We start from the raw sequence: 22,530 nt of genomic DNA, 5'->3' as shown, positions 1-22,530 counted from the left end.
TGACTACCGGTACCCGTCCACAATCGCCGCAGTAATCTCCTTATAAGCACGCCGGGTCTCGGGCTTAAGCACGTCCAGCGTGACCAAGTCGCCGTCGGCCACACCGCGGTCGTGCGGGACGGCGATGAGCTCACGGCAGATGCCGGAGAGGTGTTCCTCGATGGCGTCTTTGTCCACCCGGGAGGAGACCTCATCCTTGTCAGTGATCACCACAATTGCGTTCCGCGCCAGGTCCTCATGTCCGTGGCTTGCGAGCCAGTGCAGCGTGCTCCGGGCTCGCTTCGCACCGCTGACGGCGTAGCCAGCAGCGATCACCAGATTGTCGGCGGACTGCAGGATCCCACTCATGGCGTTGTGCGTCACCCCAGTACCGCAGGCGGTCAGTAGCTAGGAACAGTAGGCTTGATCCGCAATTGGTGCCGTCACTGAGAAATCTGGACGGGGAACAAACTGCCACTTATGCCACCAGGGGTGAGCTCTCTGCCGCAGGCGCCGGGCCAATGGTTCCCTCGGTTCCAGCGGCTTCCATTTCGGTCCAGTCCCCGACGGACGTTTCCAGTTCTGGCGTCCATCCCGACGTGGTTGATGCCGGTGCCGGGAAGTGGAACGGCTGGCGTTACTGGATGGCATACACGCCTTACTGGCGTGCCGCCGCACGGTATGAAAACCCCTGCGGGCTCGTCTCAAATGACGGGCACAACTGGGTAGAGCCGACCGGCATCAGCAACCCGCTTGACCCCAAGCCGGCCGGTACCGCCCGCGCTGAACTCCGACCCGGACCTGGTGCTCGTCGGCGGAACAATGTACCTGTACGACCGGCAGCACGACCCGACCGGCAACATGGAACAGATCATGCTCCGCATCCACGGACGGCGTAACATGGTCGGCCGAGTCAACCGTTCTGGATACCACTGGCACGAGCCCGACTGCCCGCACCATTATGATCAGCCCTGGCATCGTGAACGACGGCACCACCTTCACGATGTACTACTCAAAGGCGAGTGTCGTCCAGCGGCGCACGTCCACCAACGGCGCGGCGGGGGGCGGAAGCGTCCGTCCCAAGCCTGACAGGACTCGCCGTCCCCCACGTTAATGCAACCCGCAGCGCAGATGGCAGGACACACCTGTTCCTCCAGACCATTGGCGCAGCAGGCGTTGACCTGTCAACAACCAATCCGGCAACGGCGGGCGCACCCTTGTCGTCGCCAAGTCGAATGACGGCATCACGTTCGCCGTGGGCGCGAAGCCGTCCCTCATCTCCGAACATATGGCGCAGCGGAACATCTACCGCACCAGCGGCCTGCACGAAACCCGCAGCGGCAAAGACAATTACCTGGCTCTGGGCGTCCTGCGTCTCCTACGGGCTGGCAGTGACCGGGGCGGAAGTGCAGGCGGAGAAATCATCCGCCGCGACCCAGTCCTACTACATCGGCTACACCGAGGGCTACGATCCCAACGACCCGGCAAACAGCGACAAGACCAGCCTCTACCCTGCCGGGGGATGCTATCGCGGGCGGCCAGGTCCCGGTCAGGCGCATGGGTGCCTTCGACATTTGGGGCCGGTTCATCGTCGGCGTCCGGGGAGCGTTCGACATCCTCCAGGCGCAGGAGTTCCGCGCCAGCGTTGCTTACGTGGACGGCGGCAACCACGAACAGAGCATTGGTGGACAGCAGCCTAAGTGGGCCGCCAAGCTCGGGTACGTCGGCAAGCAGCCGTCTGCACTCATTATCGGTTCACGGACCGATACGTCAGTGGCCTCAGCGGCCCTTGCTTTCCACAACACCAGCCCCGCAGCGCCCGTACCGTGGCCGAAGGCTGGCAGGTAAGTGTCAGCGAGTTCGTTCACCTGCAGTTCCACCAGCCGGGTGCTGACGGGACGCTGACGCGGCGGGGGTATGTCGGCTACGCATCTGGCAACATCCTGTGGGATACCAACGTGGTGGGAGCTAACCTCACCACAGGAGGGCAGGTTATCGCTACCGGGCTTATCAGCACTGCTGGCGCCGCGCTCAAGATCACGGGGAACTCCACCCCGGCATCGTCCGCTGATGCTGTTGGGACGACGGGCGAAATCCGCAAGGATGACAACTACGTCTACATGAACACCTCAACCGGCTGGAAGCGCTCGGCGCTTACGACTCGGTAGCGGCCTCGGAGTAGAGCTGGTGGACGCGGTGCATGGCTTCAATGTCGCGCCCGCGTCCACTGCTGCTCTTGCAGCGAACTACGAAGGTGTCCCGTAAGTCCTCGGCGGTCAAGGCGCTCAGGTCTTCGGGCGTCAGGACATCAACCCGGCGGAGAGGCTGGACCTCGACTGCCGCCCGCGCCATCGCACGGCCCATGGCGACGTCGTCAATCAGGCCGAACTCCCATGATCGGTCGGTTGCGGCAGTTTCCACCACGTCGCGGGACATGAGGGTGCAGGTCCCCGAGGCGAAACGGGTGCCGCCGGACTCGCCAATAAAACCAGCATAGTAGTCAACCTCCGGGAGGTCCTGGACATACTCATCGAGCATTGCGAGGTTGACGTAGCTGGACGAATTCGTGCGGAACACGTAGTCGAACTCTTGCGTGGCCAAAAGGTGGCGCAGGCCGGCGATGTTCTTGGCGTTCGTATTCAGGTATGTCTCCGGAACCCCGGTGTAGACCTTGTCCCCTTCCGTGCGCACCTTGCGGCCAGCAAACCAAGATCCGGAAAAACGACTGTAGAGGCCAAAGAAGCGTCCCCCCGCGCAGCGCCGCACGCCAGACTGTACATAACGGGCAAGGGTGCGCGTGAGCTTCCCTGACCTGCCATAGAGGTAGAAGACTGGAACGGATGGGGCAGCAGACCACGTTTTCCGCTGCCCCTCGTCCTCGATCATCCGCCACGGATAGGCATCCATTGCCAGCACCAAAACAAGTACGCGCTTACGCTCTCCCCCAGAAGTCATGGACCCATGATACGGGGGCCCATAAGACCAGTTTGACTATCGGTGAGTCGCGTATGGTGTGGAGGCGCTGCTCGGCTTAACCCAGATGGGGAGCGCGGCAGGTAGAGGCGGAATCTCTTCTACTTGCCGTGCCTCCCTCTTGCTGGCGCTCCACATTGCCCAGGCAAAGAATGGGGCTATTTGATAAGGCAGTGAGTACGCCCAACAGTAGGCCAACATCAACGCAAATGCAGCGGCGGCGGTCCCTACGTCCCGTGTGCGGAGCAGCCGCCAGAGAACGGCTGCTAGCAGGCATGCGAATACGAGGATGCCGAACAACCCGAGTCGCAGGTAGACGGTCACGTACCAGTTGTGCGGCGCCCATTCTACGTATACGCCGTTCTCGATCCGCTTCCAGCCGGTCCCAAACGGGCTGCCGAAAACGGTGGGACCCATGCCCTCTTCCAAGTTCTGGCCGATAAGCGCAGTCCAACCTTGCTCGCGGTCGTTGTACGTCTTAGTTCCGCCAGCCTTCTCAGCAAACTCATTCGAGAGCGGATTGAAGGTCTGGGACAGCGCTAGGATGGCTACCGCAAAAGCCACGGTCACGGCAGCGAGAACGAGCCGTGCGCGGGCCGCGCCGCGCACCTTGAGGAACAACACGAGTAACGCGGCCGCCAGCGCTATCCAGACCGAGCGGTGCTGTGCCACGAGAGTCACGCCAATAAACAGGGCAGCCCACCCCAAGCCCTTGCGCGTTTTACTGCCTAAGCCATGGAGCAAATAGACGCCGCATAGGGCCACCAGGATCGCCTGACCCGCAGTGAGAGGACGAGCTGTCTGCATGCTGCCACTGAATGCGGACTGGACGAATCCATCAGCCTTTCCCAAGCCGTAGAGCGCGATATGTGCGGCGGCAACCAGGGACAGCATCAGCCCGGTGGCAATTGCCCAACACCGCATACTGGCCTGCCATGCGTCGCTGGCCCAATCCTGATTCAATGCCCAGGCGACGGCGGCAAGCGGGTAGAGAAACGACCGGAACTCGTTCAGGCCGCCGGCGCCGTATATAGCCACCCCCCACGTCAGGGATGCTGCAACGGCAATCACAGTCACCAGAACGATGGGAAGGTACGGTCTCACGGCGGACCAAAAACGCTGAGGTCGGAAAGCCAACGTCAGAAGCATCACTCCGGCCACAGCGTCCTCCGGGAAGATCGACGCTCCGCCGACCGAGCCAACAGCCGGAAGTATCGGCCAATCCCAGGCCGCCGCTGTGATTGCCGTGAAAGCGTATAGGACAATCTGCGGGTACTTGCTTGCCTGGAGTGACAGCAGAAGGAAAACGGTCAGCCCGCCGACGAGCAGGAGCAGAGTCACCCTTCTTCTCTGCTTTCCTTCATCGTGATAGGCATGACGAAGTCAGGCTTCGGCTTGGAATTTCCCCCAGTAGTCATGCCCTAGATTCTACCGTCAGTGAAAGTAGCGGTTGAGCATCGAGTGGAGCCACTTGAAACCCTCCACAAGCAGCGCAATCCCGATCACGGGCACGAGGATCACAACCCCCCACGCCACGATCCAATCGAGAAGATCCAAATCGGCTGCATTCTCAACAAACATGCCCCCATCATAAGGGGGCCAATAAGACCGGTTAAGTTCCCGAACTAGGGTTCACTCTTCCGGTCTTACAAGCCACGTCGAGTTACGCTTGCAAACGCAAGTGCAGGACGCAGTTGAGTAGCGCAGATAGATGTCAACCCCTGTAGTGATAGCTGAGCGTCTGCTCTCAGGCAGTGATCACGGCACCCTGAACTCACCTGCCGGATGACTAAGAAACCGGTCGACGCTCGTGTCAGGACGCGATCCCCCGGAAGATGGCCGAACCTGCTTCCTGGTGACTACCGGTACCCGTCAACAATTGCAGCAGCAATCTCCTTGTAAGCGCGCCGCGTCTCGGGCTTGAGCACATCCAGGGTAACTAGATCCCCGTCAGCCACACCGCGGTCATGTGGTACGGCAATCAACTCTCGGCAGATGCCGGAAAGATGTTCCTCGATGGCGTCCTTGTCCACCCGGGAGGACACCTCGTCCTTATCTGTAATAACTACAATCGCGTTCCGGGCCAGGTCCTCGTACCCGTGGCTTGCGAGCCAGTGCAGGGTGCTCCGGGCTCGCTTCGCACCACTGACCGCGTAGCCGGCGGCGATGACGAGGTTGTCGGCGGACTGCAGGATCCCGCTCATGGCGTTGTGCGTGACGCCGGTGCCGCAGTCAGTCAGCGCGACCGAGTAGTAGCTGGAGATGAGCTTGCGGATCCGCAGGTACTCGGCAGCAGTGAGCGAATCTGAAACTTCCGGGTCCTGCTCCCCCGCTATCAGGTGAAGGCGGCCGGCGTGGTGCATGTAGCGGGCCAGTCCGGTGAGGGAGTCGATGGAGTCGATGTTGCGGAGCAGGTCAGTGATGGTGCGGGGACTGGCCTGCTGGTAGATCCCCTCCCCCAGGGCACGCTCCACAAGGTCACCCGAGTCCGGGTTGGCATCGATCGCGCAGGGTGCGTCACCCCGGTACTCCGCAAGGGTCAGGCCAACCCCCACTGTGGTGGAGGTTTTACCGATGCCGCCCTTGAGGCTCAGGACCGCGGTGTTGTAACTGCCCTGAAGTTGCCGGGAAATGCGGCGCCCCAGTTCTTCTTCCTGGCGCTGCTTCGAACCGGGACCCAGGTTCCAGGCGCCGCCGGTCATCTTGTAGATCGCCCCGCGGAAACCGCCCACAGGCCGCGGCTTCTGCTCTTTCACGAACAGCCCGGGCGAGCTGATGAAGTCCGGCATCGGGCTGTCCGCAATGGCGCCGGCAACGGTGGGCCGGCTGCGGCGGAAGGCCGGAGTTTCCGAGGGAGCGGTCGACAGCGGCGGCACGGCTTCGGTGTCAGCGCCGGCTGACATGGAGGTACCGGTGTCCTGCCGGGCAGCCGGTGCGGATACCGGCTCCCGGGCGGGGGCCGGAATGTGGGTTGCTGGCTTCGCTTCCTGGGCTGCGGCGGCCGCCTCAGCCCAGGAAGTCCTTCTCGTTACCGGCTGGCCGGCGTCGGGATGGCTGGAAATGTTCGGTGTTACGGCTGGCATGGTTCCTGTCCGGGCATCCGTCAGTTCGCCGTCGTCGCGACGAAGGTCACGGCGTCGGCGCCGCTGCGGCTGCCCTGCATCCTCTGCATGGGCGCGGGCGTTCTGATCCGCCGGATCCGGCATGTCTGTCCCCCAGGACGTTTCGGAAAACTGTTCTGCTGCACTGGTTCAAACAGTAAGTCTAGGGGGTTCGCGGTTAATGCTTGGTCAGACGCGCATCAGGGCGGCCGACACCACAGCCGCAGTGAGGACTAAGAGGACAGCCAGGAGGGTATAGCCCTGCCATTTGGGACGACCTTTATGGGGGTTGATGTCGACGTACGGCATGGCTAGCGGCGGTAACCTCGTGAGGCCGCGGGACCGGAGACCCGAACGGCGCGGCGCTTGAGCCGCAGCATCTGGTAGAGGACAAAGAAAGGAACCAGCAGGGTGCCCAACAGCGCGCAGAGCGCAAAGGCGAACTCGGATACAGCCACAACAGCCTCCATCGGTCAGAGTGATCCCCATCAGCTATGACCCAACCACGTGACAAACTGAATAACAAGTTCTGTCAATAACCGCCTATGCCGGCAGAGGTTACCCGCGCAGGGCCATCAGCACCACGGCCGCCGTGGCCAGGACAGAGCGGACAGCAACAAATAGGAAAGTACCCTTATATTCCGCCGCCTCAACTCCTTGCGAAAGTACCGAAAGTGGTACATGCCAGCGTTTTTACTCATGTTTGACGTGCTAAAACACAGCCTCGATTTTTGTTCAAGTCACGTACATTGTTACGGAACGGTAGTCACCTTCGAATGGTCGCTCGGAAGCAGCCATGGCCCAACTGAGTCAAAGATAGATGATAGCTTGCGCCCCCAGACAACTTCCGCGCTCGTGACGAACACGAACTCCTGCTGCCCAGCACCGTTCGCGTGAGCGCCCCACCCGCGCTCGTGTCAGCAAGGTCGCAGCCGGAGTACTCGTCCGGAAGAATCAGCTTAACCTCTTTCACCGTGTTGCAAACAGCCGCGCTGGTGGGTGGAGCACCGTTAAAGGTACGGAGGACAACGACAATACAATCTTGCCCGACTCGTGAGGCTCCAGATTGTAGCGGAGGGGGTATTCGGCAGGTTCGCCGGCCGGACCGGAATGAAGAACTCCCAGAAGCGCCGGTTTCGGTATTCAGATGCAATGCCCGCACGCACTGAAGAATGGCTTCTGCGACGAATCCGGGCTTGGTGGAGACGGTCCTTCGCAGATGGAGCTCTTCCGGGCGCACGGCAATGGCCATCATGTTGGCCATGGTTCGAGCAACCAGTCGTTCCAAAGCCTCCCGTGGCCGGGCATGAAGAATTCATAGCGGTGGCGAAGCGCGGAGATAAGGCGAAGCGCAGGAAAGGAGTCTTGAACGAGGGCTGGGCTACTCGCGTAAGGCCGTGCGCGTACCGATCGGGAGGTCGTCGTGATGTGGCCAGCTCAGGTAGAAAAGAGCCGAGGAACCTTCGATATGCGCTTTTTCTGGTTGTTGCACCTCAAAACTTAATATCGCAGTGCCCGCTGGAACCGCTTCATGGGGGAGTGCCCTTCAGGGATATCCCATACCATCTGTGCGCTCGCTAGACGATATGAAGTGACAGCAACCCTGCCCGTCCGGGCTGGCCACTATCGCCCCGGGCGTCCCGGCAGCGCCGGCTTGGTCTGGTTTCCTTTGCCTTCTGTGGCAGGGGCGGCGCTGCGGGCCTGGCACCCGGGGCGGTCATGGGCCTCTATCCCGGGCGGGCAGCCGGGATAGGTGGTTAGGCCGGGACCTTCTGTTACACAGTTCCGTGGGTTGCCATTAGTGGCTCCCTTGGCCTGGCGGCTCTTCGTAGAGTGCAAGAGTAGTGCCACATGTGAGGTTTGGGAGGACCGGGCTATGTTTGACCATAGTTTCCGCCGCTTCGAACCGGGCGTCAAGGTTGCGCGTTGACTCACCAAAGATGCCCGCGTAGCTGTATTCGAAGAATCATTTGAGAATGCCCGCGTAGCGGCGTGTCAGCCGGGACGGTGTCCGCCGCTTCGGCAGTGTGAGCCATGGAGCTTTCGATGAGTGAACGCAGAGCTGTCACGAAGACCATCGCTACCCGTTACGCCAGGTCGGACCGGGCGGCGAAGAAGCAGATTCTGGATGAGCTGTGCGCGACGACGGGCTGGCACCGGGACCATGCCCGCAAGTCGTTGCGGAAGGCGCTGGTACTGAAAATCGCCCGGCCCAGAGGCGCCCCGGCCACCGCTCTACGGGGAGTCCGTGATCGAGGCTTTACGGTTCTGCTGGGCGGTCCAGGGGACTCCGTGCGGGCGGCTCCTCGCAGCCGCGCTGCCGGATCTGGTGCCGCGCTTGCGCAGGTTCAAAGAGCTTCAAATTGATGCTGGTACCGCGTCACAGCTTTTGAAGATCGCACCGGCGACCATTGACCGCCGGCTGAAGGCGGACCGGGCGAAACTGGAGCTTCGGGGCAGGTCCCATACCAAGCCGGGAACACTGCTGAAAGACTCGATTCCGATGCGGACGTGGGCGGAATGGGACGACGCCGTCCCGGGGTTCGTGGAGATCGATCTGGTCGGGCACGAGGGCGGGAACAGCAGGGGCGAGTTCTGTTTCACCCTGGATATCACTGACATCGCGACCGGCTGGACGGAAACCCGGTCGGTGAAAAACAAGGCCCAGAAATGGGTGTTCGCTGCCATCAAGGACGCCACCGCGGCGTTCCCCTTTCCGGTTCTGGGCATTGACTCGGACAACGGCTCGGAGTTCATCAACTGGGAACTGCTGACGTGGTGCGAACAGGAGAATCTAACGTTTACCCGCTCCCGGTCCGGGAACAAGAACGACGGGGCCCATGTGGAGCAGAAGAACTGGCACATCGTCCGCCAGACCGTCGGCTACCACCGTTACGACACCGCTGGCGAGCTGGAGCTGCTGAACCGGATATGGGCGCTCCAGCGGCTGCTGACGAACCACTTCGCGCCGCAGCAGAAACTCCTTGCGAAAGTCCGAACCGGCGCGAGGATCAGCAAGACATACGACCTGCCCGCGACCCCGTTCCAGCGCGTCCTGGCCGACACCGGCACCGTCCCCCGGGAGGTGAAGACCAGGCTGAAGCGGGAAAACAAACCCCTGAATCCGGCCGCCATCCAGCGCCAGGTCCAAGCCCTGTGCACAGAACTCTCGACCGTCACGACAGCCAAACAGGGTCCGAAAGCCCAACCGACTATCCGGGCAAAACCAAATGATTCCACGAACCAACCCAGCCGGGCATCTTGACATGATTCCCCGGGGGTTGTCTACGAGTCTGGTCCTACCGGATTCGTCCTGGCCCGTTACCTGCACGCCGCGGGGATCAACTGTATGGTCGCAGCGTCTTCGAAACTGCTGCGCGCGCCAGGAGACCGCATTAATACCGACCGGCGGGATGCCCCGGTGCTCGCCGTGGGCTCGGTCACCGAGGTGCGTATCCCGGATCTGGAGGAAGAAGCGCTGCGGGACTTATCGCGGCTGCGCTCCGGCGCAGCCCGCGACCTCGCACATGCCCGCCAACAGGTGAACTCCATCCTGCTGCGTCCGGCATCCGCTATCCCAAGGACGCCCGGTGGACAAAGGAACAAATCCAGTGGCTGCACCGCCAAAACCTCGGCGAACCGGCGCTGCAGTTCACCTATGAGGCCGACGTCGAGCAGGCCGAACTGCTCGCCTCGCATCTGGCGCGCGTCGACAAAGAGGTCGCCGCTACGGCCGTGGCATGCCGTTACGCCCCGGTGATTTACGCGTTGATGTGCCTGCGCGGCATTCAGATGACGACCGCGTTCGGGCTGGCCGTGGAGATCGGAGACTGAACCCGCTTCACCGGCTCCACCATCGGCTCCTATTTGAGGCTGGTACCTAGTGAGAACTCCTCCGGCCAGTGCAGGCGCCGGGCCCAATCACCAAAGCCGGGAACACCTACGCCCGCAGACTCCTCATCCAAGCCGCGTGGCAGCACCGGCGCCCCTACGCCCGGCCCGGGGAACGCCTCCTGCGCCAGCTCGATCTCGTCGCCCCGGCAACCCGCATCCGCGCCCTGGAAGGAAACCATAGCCTCCATAACAAGGGGAACACTTCGACGACCGCCACAAGATGTCAGGCAAGGCGAACGCCGCGATCGCTCGAGCTCGCCGGCTGGTGCTGGTCACTGGCCGCCCCGCTCCAGCAAGAACAACGAATGAACGCGGCCTGACCCTGAACGTGCCCCTCCGGGACGCAGTGCAAGTGCGATGGGCAGCACGCGGAGACAAGTCGGGACGATCTCTATGAGCACCCGGATCACTCACCCGTTGGACGCTCGAAGCTAGACCTCCGAAACGTCGCCAGCCGAACATATCGTCATGCGGTACCAATCCGCGCATATCAGCCTGACACTGCCGAGTCGAAATCGACCCGCCCGCACAAACATCGCACCGGATCGGCACTAGTAAGCGGCCCCGGAACCACAATCCAGGAGCCGCTCACCTATGGGCAATTGACACCCAGACCTACATCTCAGAGGTCAACGTCCTAGGGATGTCGCAAAACCTTGGGGGTTGCTGCTCTGCCACCTCCAATGGTCTTCGCACATCTGCTTGAGGTTTTTCCGCGCTGACCATCCAAGGTCCGCCAGCGCCGCCGACGGATCTGCGTAGCTGACGGCCGTATCGCCAGGCCTTCTTGGGGCAAATTCGAAGGGCACTGCAAATCCGGCTGCCCGCCCGAAGGCGTCTATAACTTCCAGCACAGAGGAGCCGCGTCCTGTTCCCAAGTTCCAGCGGAAGACACCAGTCCTTTTTTGGAGATAGGCAAGGGCGGCAAGGTGCCCGCCCGCGAGGTCCATGACATGAATGTAATCCCGGACCCCTGTGCCGTCGGCTGTTGGATAATCATTGCCGAAGACCAGCACCTTTTCGCGGCGCCCTACCGCTACTTGAGCCACAAAGGGCAATAGGTTGTTGGGAACTCCCTGCGGGTCTTCTCCGATGAGACCCGATTCGTGTGCCCCGACAGGATTGAAGTACCGGAGCAAGGCGATAGACCAGTCCGGATGAGCAGCGCCCAAGTCAGAAAGAATGTCCTCTATCTGCTCCTTGGTCCGACCGTAGGGGTTAGTGGCGTCCAAGGGCGACTTTTCGTTTAGTGGAACGTTTTCAGAAGCGCCGTATACAGTCGCCGACGAGCTGAATACCAATCGGCGCACATTCGCCCTTTCCATGCTTTGCAGGAGGTTCAGGGTGCCAACCACGTTGTTCCGATAGTAAAAAAGAGGCCTTTCCACAGATTCACTAACTGCCTTCACGCCAGCAAAGTGGACGACGGCGTCAAATTGGTTCTCTTCAAATACCCGATCAACGGCAAGGGCGTCGAGCAAGTCAACCTCGCAAAAAAAGACCCGTTTTCCGGTTAGCCCTTCCACGCGTCGTAACGATTCTGATGTCGAATTTGTAAGATTGTCGAGCACTACGACATCGTAGCCCTCTTCTAGAAGGCAAAGCGTTGTGTGCGACCCAATGTACCCGGCTCCGCCGGTAACCAATACCTTCACGGGTTAGATTGTAGGCGGACTACTCGCGCAATCCGCACAGCAAGAGTCATAATTGCACTTGTTTGTGGCGCGGCGGGTATCCGGCCTGCGTGTCCCCGTCCTCTCGTAAGAATTACATGTACGACGGAAGGTTGTTCGGGCTGACGCCGCATAGCCACACTTCCCAGCGCAGCGGGTCGCAGGCCATGGGCACCATGCAGGAGCAGTGGTGACGGGATGCGTCGAACCTGCTACCCGGTCGCGGGGATCGCTGGGATCTCAACCTCTCCCGTCCATACCAGCCCACCCGTGGAGGTCAGGTAGTACAAGCGCGCCCCCGCAGTTTCATGCAGGCAGTTCGCAAGCATATGGTAAATGCCGCCCACGATCTTGACGTCAATGTGAGGAATGGCGGCTCGCGCTGCTGCACAACATCACCCTCCCCAATTCAGGGCACAGCCAAGCAGCGGGCACAGATTGAGCAGGATCGGCTAGCAGCGAACACCGGGACGCAGACCGGTCGTCCTAGGAGACGGGTTCAACCGCGCCGACAGTGCCGTGCACAATCGGCGCCGCCGTCACAGGGCAGGCGTGGACGGTGGGCGCGGGAAGCCTCGGCATCCAAGGCGGCAAAGCCTATGCAGTGGCGAACGGGCGTGGCTGGTATGAGTCCGCCCTCTCGGATGTGGACGTGGCCATCGACTTCCTTGGGGCACTCAACGAGTCGTGGATATTGTCCCCGAATATCCGACGACAGCAACTGGTGGCGCTTCGGCACCGACCGGGCACGGCGGGCGCAAAAACGTGTCGCCGGGACGATCACCAGCCCCACCACCACGGGCACCACGCGGGATTCCGTAGCCCGTCCCCGTCCGGGCGACCGGCTCTGCGTCGTCGCCAAGGGCAACACCATCACCTGCTACCGAAACAACGAGTTCGTGCCCACCATCACCGATTCGCACAACGCCACCGCACAGCGCATCGAGAACCGCGGGTCAGGTTGTACTGGCCCCCGGCGTCCGCCCGCAGGTTCCATGCCCTATCGATCGTATCTAGGTGGGCGTCCTGCCGGGCTGCCCGCTTGGGAGCCTCTGACCCCGGCCTGAAGTGGTCAGTAAGCCTTGGAATAAAAATCGCCAGCAGAAGAGCGCCGAGAACGACGGAGAAGTTGAACCCGTAGTTATGCAAAGCCAGGGGCACCTCGGTCACCATGAAGAACAATGTCAAGGCAACCACGGCCACATAGAGAGCGTCTCTCGATCTGAATGCCGACCAGGCTAAAACTACGGCGACGCCGGCCATCAGCATTAGCCCCAGTACCCCCGCCCTCAATCAGGCTTCAAGGAACTGCTTGTGCGAGTTGTTGAAAAAAGTGCTGAGAGCGGCGAGCCGGTTTTGTTGTCAAATGTGAAGGCGCCCCAGCCCAGCACGGGGTGTTCTGTACAATGATCCCCGACCAGACTCCAAACGGTCGTCCGGGAGTTGAACGTGGTTACGTCCGCGCCCAGCGACGTTTCCTCGAAGGATGATGTAATGGTGGGCCACAGAAAGACGGCAACAGGCGCGACAAAAACTGCCGAGTTGATTGCCCGCACCATGTGGGACCTTACATCAGCAGCGTGGACATAGTTAGTTCCCCGATACGGATTCAGCGTTGCACGTTGAGTCTACCGGGCAATCCGATAGGGCATGATGGTGTCGTAGTTGCCACTATCGTACTTATCGTCCTCGGCTTCATCGTTTGCTTACATCGGCAGGGGTTATAGCGAGAATGACCCACTAATTTGGCTCGGAATAGCCCTAGTCGTGGCAGGGTGCCTGTACGAGATGATGCGGCCTAAGAAAAGAAGCCCCGGAAAGAGGCGAATAGGAGCGGTTTTTGACGCCCCTTACCCTTTGCGTCCCTTTATGAACTTTGGGCCCGACAAGCTGGTTATAGGGCACGTTCCAGCAGGGTGGCTTTTGCTCCGACGATGACCGCTCCGGAGCACGCTGCCGGTAATCGTGCATTCGCGCCAATGACCGCGCCGCTGCCAACGACCAGCGGCACCCCGGCTTTCGCCATGATGACGGCGCCGCCCCGAGGGTTACGCCGTCCTCGACCACGATGGAGCAGGCCGGCGTCTCACCCTGCCCGCCCCAATGTCACACGGTGGCGATGGAGACACGAGCCCACGACGTTGTGTTTGGGAGGATAACCGTCGCCGTCCCCCTGTGGTAAAGCTAACATCCGGCGACAACCGACACTCGTAAGGCAGGACGGCCTTGAAAAGGACGTAGTCTAGGGCCTTCACCAGCTTCGCCAGGGGCGTCAAGCCGCGCTGGTTCAGGCGAGTCGAAAGGTCCCAATGTAGCTCAGGTTTCATTCCCAGTGCTTAGGGCTATACAAGACCGGAACATAAGCGGCTGAATAGGTCCACCGTCCCCAGCAGTGTAAGGCCTAAATACTATGGCTGCGAGCCGATCGGTCGGCACCCAGCCGTGACTGCGAATACTCTTCCAAAATGTGCCCGAATGATCCGCCAATCATTCCTGCCCCCCTAAAAACATGGACAAGAGCGCGCATGCCACGATATGGCGACACAGCTAAGCCGGGAAGCATAATTGCTCCAAGACCGAGGCGAAGGAGGCCTTTAAAACCACATGCAAGCACTTGCGGCAGTTTGCCCGAAAGCCTACCCGCCACAGCGAAAGTATTACCAAGCCGGTACTGTCGGCGTAGGACCCAACGTATGTTCATACGAGTTCGGGGGACTGATTCGTAAACAGGCGCACCCGCTGACCAGACGATCCTCATGCCCATGGCTACGGCCTGACGAAAAAACAAATAGTCGGATCCGCCGGAAACTCGCATTCGCTCATCGAATCGGATGCCCACCCGCCGAATGAATGCGGCCGAAACCATGACATTATTAGTCGCTGCAGCAGTCAGGGGCGCTTGATCAGGGAATGCCCAGCTTTCAAAAACGCGGCTACGAACCACCCACTTCGGTGCATCAGGCGGATACACCGGGATCACCGCACCCAGGACACAATCAGCATTCGTCGCCTGCTGTGTGAGCAGCATCTGCTCGACCCAGTCCGGGCTCGGCCACTCATCGTCGTCGATGAAACAGATGAAGTGACTATCGTTCGGAACGGACGCGAGGCCGGCGTTGCGGGCTATTGGAATACCCTGGTGTGCCTCGACGACGTATCGGACCGTGATGGTTCCGGACTTCTCGAACGCCTGGACGACGGGAAGCGCAGACGCCGCGGCGTCATTGTCTACGACAACGACGTCTAGTTTGAAAGCCGCAGTTGCGATACGAGACTCCTGCCTATCGAGTCTACGCAGAAGATTCAGCAGACCCTCCGGCCTTCGGTAACTGATCACGATCACCGTTACTCGAAACGGCTTATCATTTACGACCATTTGCCCCCCTCAGGTGCTTCTTAACGGTGCGCGCAAAAACCGTGTTGTAAGTAAGTTCGCAAAGAACTCTGAAGAGGAACTTAGGGTTTCCCACAACGTACCGTCTAGCTAAGCGTCGAGGGTCCTGCCACAGTCGCCAGGCCCATTCCAGCCCTACAGAACGGACAATGCCGGGAGCACGCCGCTGTTCGCCACTGAGGTAATCGAAGAGAGCCCCGACCCCCCAAGCCGATGTAGTTGACTCCGGAACAAGGCGCTCCACCCACCGCTCCTGACGGCCGTTGCCCATCGCCACGAACACTAAGTCAGGGGCAGTGGCTCGCACGTGGCGAATAACCTCATCCTCATCCTTCGGTTCAAAGAAGCCATGGTGAAATCCGACGATGCAGTGGCGAGGCCATCTCTCAGCAAAAATATGCGTTGCCCGAACAACCACCGAGGGCGTAGCACCTAGGAGGAAGATCCGCAGGGGGATGCGGCAGCGGTCGAGAAAATAAGGCGTAAAGTCCGTACCGTTGAGGTTGTCAGGGAACGGCTCTCGGTGCAGCAGGCGACTTGCAGTATTCACCCCAACGCCATCGTTCAGGACGATGAACGTTGTGAGAGCTGTCTTCAGTTGCTCGTCTTTTGACGTCATGTTAACGAGGTTGGCATTCGCAAAGGCCACTCTGGCCGGCCTCCCGCTACGAAGCAGGCCCTCGAGGTAATCGGCCGCAATATCGCGCGGAAGCCCGAGAACATTGACGCCAAGGATAGGACGAGTTCTCTCAGGGACTGGAAGCGATGTTTCAGCTGAATTGTTTTTGATTACTGTTCCTAAAATCGTCGAAGCCAGCGCCCGTAACAAGATCGTCGGATGCTGCAGCATTTTTCAATACCGGCCGTACCTCTAGAACCCGTCGCCTTCTGACCAGGCGCACCGCTGGCACGTCCCATCACGGTACCTTTGCCCAAATGGGATGCAGGCCAAGTCATAGACCACCCGCGTCCTGCCGTGCAGGCTTCGGGACTGCCACCTAAAAAGACTCATTCCCCAAGTCTAAGGGCCGCTAAAGACCGACACTGTCACCGTGAGTCGTGAAGATGAGCAAACGCGCGTAACGATGCAGGGGCTGGTTATCAAAGGCTCTGGGCCCACCGCCAAAATCGTGAGTATCAAGAAAGCTACGGTCACCATCAGCGAGCTCGAAAAGGGTGGTAACACCGCTGGCGCTCCCCGGGGAATCATGTCAAGATGCGCGTGTAGCTTTCTTCGTGGAATCATGCGGAAGTGCGCGCGGGGCTGGTTTGGTTTTAGCGGCTTGTTTGCTGGTCGTGAGGGTGAGCAGTTCGGCTGCAAGTGCTTGGATCTGGCGTTGGATGGCGGCCGGGTTCAGCGGCTGGTTCTCCCGGTGAAGCCTGGTTTTGACCGTGGCGCTGACCGTGCCCTTGTCGGACAAAATCCGCGGATAAGGCGTGGCAGGCAGGTCATACTTTTTGGTGGTCTTAGCGCCGTTGCGCTCCTTGGAGACGAGTTTCTGCTGGGGCCCGAAGTGATTTGTTAGCAGCCGCTGCAGCTCCCAGATCCTGTTCAGCAATTCCAGTTCGCCGGGGGTGTCATAGCGGTGGTAACCCACAGTCTGACGCACGATGTGCCAGTTCTTCTGCTCCACGTGGGCGCCGTCGTTCTTGTTCCCTGACCGGGATCGTGTGAAGGTCAATTTCTCCTGCTCGCACCAGCGGAACAGTCCCCAGTTGATGAACTCTGATCCGTTGTCTGAATCGATGCCCAGGATGGGAAAAGGGAACTTCGCACTCGCCTCCTTAATCGCGGCGAACACCCACTTTTGTGCCTTGTTGCGCACCGACACCGTCTCCGTCCAGCCCGTCGCGATGTCAGTGATGTCAAGGGTGAAACAAAATTCGCCGTGGGAATTGCCGCCCTCATGACCGACCAGATCGATTTCCACGAATCCAGGTCTGGCATCATTCCATTCCGCCCAGGCCCGCATCGGGATGGAGTCCTTCAGCAGCGTTCCCGGCTTGGTATGGGACCGTCCTCGCGGCTCCAGTTTGACCCGGTCTCCCTTGAGCCGGCGGTCGATGGTCGCGGGGGCTATCCGCAACAGCAGATCCGCCGTCCCGTCCTCGATCTGAAGCTCCTCGAACCGGCGCAGGCGCGGGACCAGGTCGGGCAAGGCCGCGGCGAGCAGCCGCCCGCACGGCGTCCCCTGCACGGCCCAGCAGAACCGCAGCGCGTTGATCACGGATTCGTCATAGACCAATGCCTTCGGAGGGCGTGGACGGGCAATCCTGATCGTCAGAACCAGACTCAACGCCTTGCGGGCATGGCTACGGTGCCACCCCGTCACCGCGCAGATCTGATCCAGGATCTCGCCTTTCCTGGCCTTGGAAGCACGGCGGTATTCCGTGGCGAGAACCTTCGTCACAGCCTTGGGTTCGCTCATCGTCAGCTCCATAGCAGCAGCGCTACTCCTACCGGCGGACCGGCAGCGGCAGACACCCCGATACGCGCGCATCACCAAATGATTCTTCGATACCCTCTACGCGCGCATCTTCCATGAGTCAAAGCGCGCTCCTGCAAGGCACGATCAAAACGTTCACTTTAAAGGCGCCAACTCTGGGCGTTATCCTTCTCACTGCTTGGCTGTTGGGCGGCTACCGAATATCCCGACTTGTGGTCGGTAGGCGCATTTAGGGTGCTCGGTGAGCGCTTGGGCTGGCATGGTCGCTCCGACCCGGTAGATCCCACGGGCAGATCCCACGGGCGCGGGAAAACCGGCCCTTCGCCACTAGGCATGGTTGGTCTGTTTGTTCCGGTAGGGGCGGTGGCCGCCGGCGGCGAGTAGGCATCTGAGTCTGTAGTTGGTGAAGTTGCGGAAGCCGCGGGCGATTCTGCGGGTGGTTTCGATGACGCCGTTGATGGCTTCGGTGGGGCCGTTCGAAGCACCCAAGGTGTCGAAGTAGGCCAGGATCGCTGCCTTCCATTGTTTGAGTGTGCGCCCCAGTCGTGAGACTTCAGGGATCGGGCAGGACGGGAATGATGTGATCACCTCGTTGACGAGTTCCCTGCCCCGCTCGGGTCTGGAGTGGTGGATGTTGCGGAGCTTCTGGTAGCACTGCCAGGCGAGGGTGACTTCGTGGTCCGGGTCCCCGAGGGTGAGTTTCGCGTCCAGCCGGGCGGCCTGTTTGTCGGTGAGCTGTTCGGCTCCGATCTGCAGGGTGCGGCGGATCCCGTAGAGCGGATCGCCCTTGCGGCCCCTGTGCCCGAGCGTGTCCTGCTGGACCCTGCGGCGGACTTCATCGACCATGGCTGAGCCGAGCTTTACGACGTGGAACGCATCCAGGACGGTGATGGCTTCGGGCAGCTCGTCGCGGATCGCGTTGGCGTAGCCGCGGAAGGGATCCAGCGCTGCCGTTTTGATGCCGGTGGTGAATTCGGTTCCGCGGTCTTTGAGCCAGTCGGCGTAGGCCTTCCCGGACCGGCCCGGGACGAGGTCCAGCAACCTGGCGTGCACTACGCCGTTCTCGTCGCGGGTGTGGTCCACGATCCCGGTGACCATGCCGGACCCTGGTGGGCCGGTGTGGGACCAGACATGCTCATCCACGCCGAGCGCGTTCACCCCTGTCAGGCGGCCGGTGGCTGAAAGCCGGCGCGTGGCTTCAACTTTCATGGCGTCCCAGACCGTGTGCCAGGAGACGCCGAGCTGGTGGGCCAGGGCGGAGACCGACGCGTCGAAACCCTGCAACGCATCAGTCGCCCACGCCGCCGCACGCGCGGTCAGTTTCGCCCGTGGTCCTGCCAACCGGTGCGCCTCGGTGAAGGTGGTCCTCGGGCTCTCCGGGTCCGCGCAGCGCCAGACACGCTTGGCCCGGAGCAGCCGCACGGGCCGCCCCAAAGCAGGGAATGTCGTGGAGCCGGACCTGGCGGCGTCCATGGCCGACCGCAACGACACCGCAGTCAGGGCAACCGGCAAGATCATCACCGGTCTCGACGTGCAGAACCAGGCCTGACGCGGTTGTCGTAACGGCACTGACGTGGATGCCCTCCACACCGAGCAGCGCATCGGCGCGCGTGCACCACTGGCCATGGGAACAAGACATAGAGTTAGTCATGTCAGGGTCTCTTTTGGGTTTTGGTTGCTTGGTCGCTACCAATTCAAAGAGGCCCTGACCTCTTTCCCGCCGTACCACGCCGCACCGAAAACCCCCAGCCCGGCGGCGGTATCCTCAGACCGGCCTAACCACGCTCATCTGCGAAGAGCCGGAAAACCTATCCCCGAGGCCAATGGTGATAACAGCGCCAGTGGCGGTTACCGCACCGTCACCGACCACCGTTTCACCTATCAGGCTATCTTGGACTTCAATCGCTGCTCCGATGGTGTCACCCGAACCGGTGGACGCCGTCTCACGTCCAGAGCACTCACACGAATTGACTAGCTCCCTGCGCTTTCCCCGGTGGGTACGAGTGACCTGGCAGAACCTCCCCCACAGGACCAACGGGCGCGGGTCTGTTAGGTTAGGCACGTGCCTAACCTGAAGCAAAAGATTCTCATCCTCTATCCCTACGCCTACGAGGAACGGGATGCGGTCTCGGCTATGGTTCGCGAACTAACGGCCATGCTAGGAGAGCACAACAACGTAGTACTACTGGCACTTAAAGTGGACAGGAAGCTACGTCCGCGGCGCAAGACCCTTGACCAATGGATCTACTTGGCGAAGGCTCTGGGCTATTCGGTGGCACGTTGCAGAGACATCGACGCAATAATCGCGATTGATGTTCCAACTGGCGTTCGCCTCGTAGGGGTTTTGCCGCGCTTTCTTTCCGGCAATCGAATTGTCAATGTCTCATGGGTGCTCGACATGTATTCGAATCAAGTGTCGCGCCTACAGACTGGGCTATTACCGCGGAATCGAGTAGTTGAGTTCTGGGACAATCTCGGCTTGCGCGCATCTAACCACATCGTAGTGCTCGGGCAGTGTATGGCAGAGGCTGTCAAACGTGTCTCCAGCCAAGACGCAATAGTGATTCCGATCTGGAAAGAACCATCGGTAACAGGAGAGAACCTGCGCGAGCGCTTCGGGCTGAGGGATGACCAATTCGTCCTGATTTATGCCGGAACAGCCGGCAGTAACCATCCAATGGCAGCCCTGATTGAAGCAGTAGGCTCGGTTGAGAATGACAATGCCGTCCTCTTGGTTGCCGGGCGCGGGTCAGAGGTCCGGAAAGCCCGCGAGATTGTAAAAGGGGCCGGGTTCAGCAATGTCCAATTTGTTGACCTAGTTGAAGATTATGAAGTTCCAGCGCTCCACGCCACGGCTGACCTTCATGTAGCCATCCTGGATGAGCGAGTGACAGGAACATGCGTCCCATCGAAAGCCTACGCTGCGATGGCCGCGGGCCGGGCATGCCTGTTCCTAGGGTCCGACAAGAGCCAAGTCGCCCTGGATATCGCCGCCGCAGATGCGGGCACGACGGTTAGGACCACTGACGTCAAAGCAATCGCCGACGAACTGAAGACATACATATCAACTCCGGGCCTTGCGGCCAGGCGCGGACAGAATGGGGCCCAGTTCATATCTGAGCAGCGGAGCTTAGCAGTATCCACTACGAGGTGGGAAAGGCTCTTTCCTAAACCCGCACAGTAGGGATGAAACAGCGGTTCATAATCACTGACGACTTCTTACGGTTCACAGCGGCCAGGTACGGCTCCTATATCGCAGCCCGTTTTCGATTTGGGACCGGATCCTTTCAATCGACTCTTAGATTCGGGAGTCTTTCCCCAACAGACATTGCCCAGTTTTGCTCGCCCTAGTACTGGCAGTTTCCCGAGTCAGGTGGCCGCGAGATTCGTAGTACGCTTCGTTCTTAACGAGTGGATGTTAGGCAGAATGCGTAGCAGTGTAAGCAGCGGCTGCCAATCATCGCACCGAGCCTGTACAGGCGACAAAACCAAGAAAGACGCCATGCGCAGGTCCGCGAAAGTTACTGCCTCGACAGCAGTAGCGATCTAGTCATCGCTGCCTGGTCCTCTGCTACTCCTTAGGGGCGCACTGACTGAAAAACTCTACGAGTTTGAGCCGGTTTTCCATTTGAAATAAATTCTTTATGCTCAATGCTCCCGCTTGAAGCATTTCCCCAAGGGGCATGCCCCCTTCTCCCGGCCCCGTAAATATGGCGAGCAAACACCGTGAGTACTGACCCGGGGTTATGCAGACTATACAAAGACGACGCATCGGGCCCGTTATAAGAGGATCAAATCCATAACAAAAACGCCTCACGCGTCGACGCTGGGTGCACTTTCCTTTTTCTAGGAGAGCAGGAACTTGGTATTCCAATCCTGCCGCTCCCATTATGTGCGGAACCTCGGAGGTAGGAGTCAAGGTAACCATAAGGCAATCCAACGCCATCACTGCTGCCTGGCATCAATGCCATCAGCAGCGTGTTAGCGTGGCTCCATGAAAATCGTCCATCTCATGGGGGCACTGCGGCCAAGCGGCATGGAGCGCATGTTCTTGTCCGCCTCCATCCACTTCCGAGCAGCGGGCGTAGAAACGATCATCGTCGGTCAAGGCAGTGAACAGCCTTTCGCGCAGTATCTCACCCAAGCCGGCTATAAAGTTGAAGTCATTCCATCGGTCAAGACCTATAGTGGCGCCAAAGCCTGGGCGACCCTACTGCGGAAAATCGGCCCTGATGTCGTCCACATTCATACGGAAGGTGCGTTCGTCGTCTCAGTATTGGTGGCGAGAGCCTCACTACCAGGAACGCCGATCGTGCGCACCGTTCACAGCATCTTCCGACCGACTGGCAAAGCCAAGCTAAGCCGACGGCTCCAAGGCCTGGCGGCAGACAAAATCGTTGCCGATTTTGTTGCCGTATCCCCCGAGGTACGCGAAAACGAGCGTTCGTACAACAGAAATGCACGCACGATTTTCAACTGGGTCGACGATACATATTTCCAGGCTCGGAAGGCGCGGACCATGCAGGTCGGCAAACCGTCAGCTGTTATTGTCGGCAACTCCTCGCCCATCAAGAACCAGGTACTGGCCCTTCAAGCGGTTCGGAATTCAGGCCTGGACCTTTACTTCCATGGGGACGAGACAGGAGCTACGAAGGAGGAAGTTAGCATTCTGGACGCGTTGGAGGAAGAGGGCAGACTTCGCCACAGAGGTACTTCGGATCCTCGCACCAGTTTGCTTCAAGGTTCCGTGTTTCTCCTGCCTAGTCGACACGAAGGTCTTGGAATTGCGCTGGCGGAAGCGCTCGTGGTCGGACTACCGGCAATCGTGAATAACGTACCAGGCCTACGCTGGGCACACGATTTCCCGAATGTGACCGTCCTTCCCATCGACCAAGATCTATGGAACGTTGAGGTGAAAAGTGTTGAGCGGAGGCCCCACATCGAAGAGACAAGGGCGGATCCGCTACCTATCGACTTGTCGCCCGCCCGTGGTGTATCCGAGTATCTCGACCTCTATGCCAGCGTTAGTGCGATCCGTCCGAAGGCCTCAAGAAGCCATTCTTAGCACC

Annotated in this window: 18 protein-coding genes and 1 pseudogene; 7 read left to right on the top strand and 12 right to left on the bottom strand. The window is 60.2% G+C overall.

Annotation, left to right across the window (positions count from 1 at the left end; translation table 11 throughout):
* Positions 1–3: 3 nt before the first annotated feature.
* Positions 4–384, bottom strand: a pseudogene (locus QF047_RS03985) (MinD/ParA family protein); the annotation flags it as partial.
* Between the two features lie 1,152 nt (positions 385–1,536).
* Here QF047_RS03985 and QF047_RS03980 point away from each other — a divergent pair.
* Both QF047_RS03980 and QF047_RS03975 read left to right on the top strand, forming a co-directional pair.
* On the top strand, positions 1,537–1,827 hold the full coding sequence (locus QF047_RS03980; RefSeq protein ID WP_307274236.1) for a hypothetical protein: 291 nt from the start codon (positions 1,537–1,539) through the stop codon (positions 1,825–1,827).
* Positions 1,806–2,147, top strand: a complete 342-nt coding sequence (locus QF047_RS03975) for a hypothetical protein (protein WP_307274233.1) — start codon at positions 1,806–1,808, stop codon at positions 2,145–2,147. The genes QF047_RS03980 and QF047_RS03975 overlap by 22 nt, the downstream gene beginning before the upstream one ends.
* On the opposite strand, the gene QF047_RS03970 is transcribed toward QF047_RS03975, so the two are convergent.
* The 5 genes from QF047_RS03970 to QF047_RS03950 all read right to left on the bottom strand — a co-directional run bounded on the left by QF047_RS03970 (position 2,134) and on the right by QF047_RS03950 (position 6,511).
* Positions 2,134–2,934, bottom strand: a complete 801-nt coding sequence (locus QF047_RS03970; protein ID WP_307274230.1) for a hypothetical protein — start codon at positions 2,932–2,934, stop codon at positions 2,134–2,136. The genes QF047_RS03975 and QF047_RS03970 overlap by 14 nt on opposite strands.
* A gap of 36 nt (positions 2,935–2,970) precedes the next feature.
* Positions 2,971–4,293 carry an O-antigen ligase family protein gene (locus QF047_RS03965; protein WP_307274227.1) on the bottom strand — a complete coding sequence of 441 codons (1,323 nt, stop codon included), beginning with the start codon at positions 4,291–4,293 and terminating at the stop codon, positions 2,971–2,973.
* Between the two features lie 93 nt (positions 4,294–4,386).
* Positions 4,387–4,533 (bottom strand): hypothetical protein, encoded by a 147-nt coding sequence (locus tag QF047_RS03960; RefSeq protein WP_307274225.1) that lies wholly within the window; start codon positions 4,531–4,533, stop codon positions 4,387–4,389.
* Between the two features lie 278 nt (positions 4,534–4,811).
* Complete coding sequence (locus tag QF047_RS03955; protein ID WP_373427793.1) at positions 4,812–6,035, bottom strand: MinD/ParA family protein; 1,224 nt, start codon at positions 6,033–6,035, stop codon at positions 4,812–4,814.
* 329 nt (positions 6,036–6,364) lie between these two features.
* The gene (locus QF047_RS03950; protein WP_307274219.1) at positions 6,365–6,511 is read right to left on the bottom strand and encodes a hypothetical protein; all 147 of its coding nucleotides are present in this window, start codon (positions 6,509–6,511) and stop codon (positions 6,365–6,367) included.
* A gap of 1,588 nt (positions 6,512–8,099) precedes the next feature.
* On the opposite strand from QF047_RS03950, the gene QF047_RS03945 reads away from it, so the two are divergent.
* On the top strand, positions 8,100–8,420 hold the full coding sequence (locus tag QF047_RS03945; RefSeq protein WP_307274216.1) for a hypothetical protein: 321 nt from the start codon (positions 8,100–8,102) through the stop codon (positions 8,418–8,420).
* Positions 8,392–9,318: a DDE-type integrase/transposase/recombinase gene (locus QF047_RS03940; protein ID WP_307274213.1), complete on the top strand. Its 927-nt coding sequence runs from the start codon at positions 8,392–8,394 to the stop codon at positions 9,316–9,318. Before QF047_RS03945 ends, QF047_RS03940 begins: the two co-directional genes overlap by 29 nt.
* A 598-nt stretch (positions 9,319–9,916) precedes the next feature.
* Here QF047_RS03940 and QF047_RS03935 read toward each other — a convergent pair.
* From QF047_RS03935 to QF047_RS03910, 6 genes are all read right to left on the bottom strand, one after another.
* Positions 9,917–10,126: a hypothetical protein gene (locus tag QF047_RS03935; protein ID WP_307274210.1), complete on the bottom strand. Its 210-nt coding sequence runs from the start codon at positions 10,124–10,126 to the stop codon at positions 9,917–9,919.
* 450 nt (positions 10,127–10,576) lie between these two features.
* Positions 10,577–11,602: a UDP-glucose 4-epimerase GalE gene (gene galE, locus QF047_RS03930; RefSeq protein WP_307274207.1), complete on the bottom strand. Its 1,026-nt coding sequence runs from the start codon at positions 11,600–11,602 to the stop codon at positions 10,577–10,579.
* 2,419 nt (positions 11,603–14,021) lie between these two features.
* The gene (locus QF047_RS22305; RefSeq protein ID WP_373427739.1) at positions 14,022–14,996 is read right to left on the bottom strand and encodes a glycosyltransferase family 2 protein; all 975 of its coding nucleotides are present in this window, start codon (positions 14,994–14,996) and stop codon (positions 14,022–14,024) included.
* Positions 14,983–15,864: a WecB/TagA/CpsF family glycosyltransferase gene (locus QF047_RS03920; RefSeq protein WP_307274203.1), complete on the bottom strand. Its 882-nt coding sequence runs from the start codon at positions 15,862–15,864 to the stop codon at positions 14,983–14,985. Before QF047_RS03920 ends, QF047_RS22305 begins: the two co-directional genes overlap by 14 nt.
* Positions 15,865–16,225: 361 nt before the next feature.
* Positions 16,226–17,443 (bottom strand): transposase family protein, encoded by a 1,218-nt coding sequence (locus QF047_RS03915; RefSeq protein WP_307274200.1) that lies wholly within the window; start codon positions 17,441–17,443, stop codon positions 16,226–16,228.
* A gap of 345 nt (positions 17,444–17,788) precedes the next feature.
* Positions 17,789–18,883, bottom strand: coding sequence for an ISL3 family transposase (locus QF047_RS03910; RefSeq protein ID WP_307274198.1), 1,095 nt, complete (start codon positions 18,881–18,883; stop codon positions 17,789–17,791).
* Here QF047_RS03910 and QF047_RS03905 point away from each other — a divergent pair.
* The 3 genes from QF047_RS03905 to QF047_RS03895 all read left to right on the top strand — a co-directional run bounded on the left by QF047_RS03905 (position 18,816) and on the right by QF047_RS03895 (position 22,526).
* Positions 18,816–19,010, top strand: a complete 195-nt coding sequence (locus QF047_RS03905; protein ID WP_307282130.1) for a hypothetical protein — start codon at positions 18,816–18,818, stop codon at positions 19,008–19,010. The two genes, QF047_RS03910 and QF047_RS03905, sit on opposite strands and share 68 nt — an antisense overlap.
* Positions 19,011–19,523: 513 nt before the next feature.
* The gene (locus QF047_RS03900) at positions 19,524–20,645 is read left to right on the top strand and encodes a glycosyltransferase (RefSeq protein WP_307274197.1); all 1,122 of its coding nucleotides are present in this window, start codon (positions 19,524–19,526) and stop codon (positions 20,643–20,645) included.
* A gap of 810 nt (positions 20,646–21,455) precedes the next feature.
* Complete coding sequence (locus QF047_RS03895) at positions 21,456–22,526, top strand: glycosyltransferase (protein ID WP_307274194.1); 1,071 nt, start codon at positions 21,456–21,458, stop codon at positions 22,524–22,526.
* The last annotated feature ends 4 nt before the right edge of the window (positions 22,527–22,530 follow it).

Source organism: Arthrobacter sp. W4I7 (genome assembly GCF_030816215.1).
GTDB classification, from domain to species: domain Bacteria; phylum Actinomycetota; class Actinomycetes; order Actinomycetales; family Micrococcaceae; genus Arthrobacter; species Arthrobacter siccitolerans_A.
This window is presented reverse-complemented; position numbering and strand designations above follow the sequence as displayed.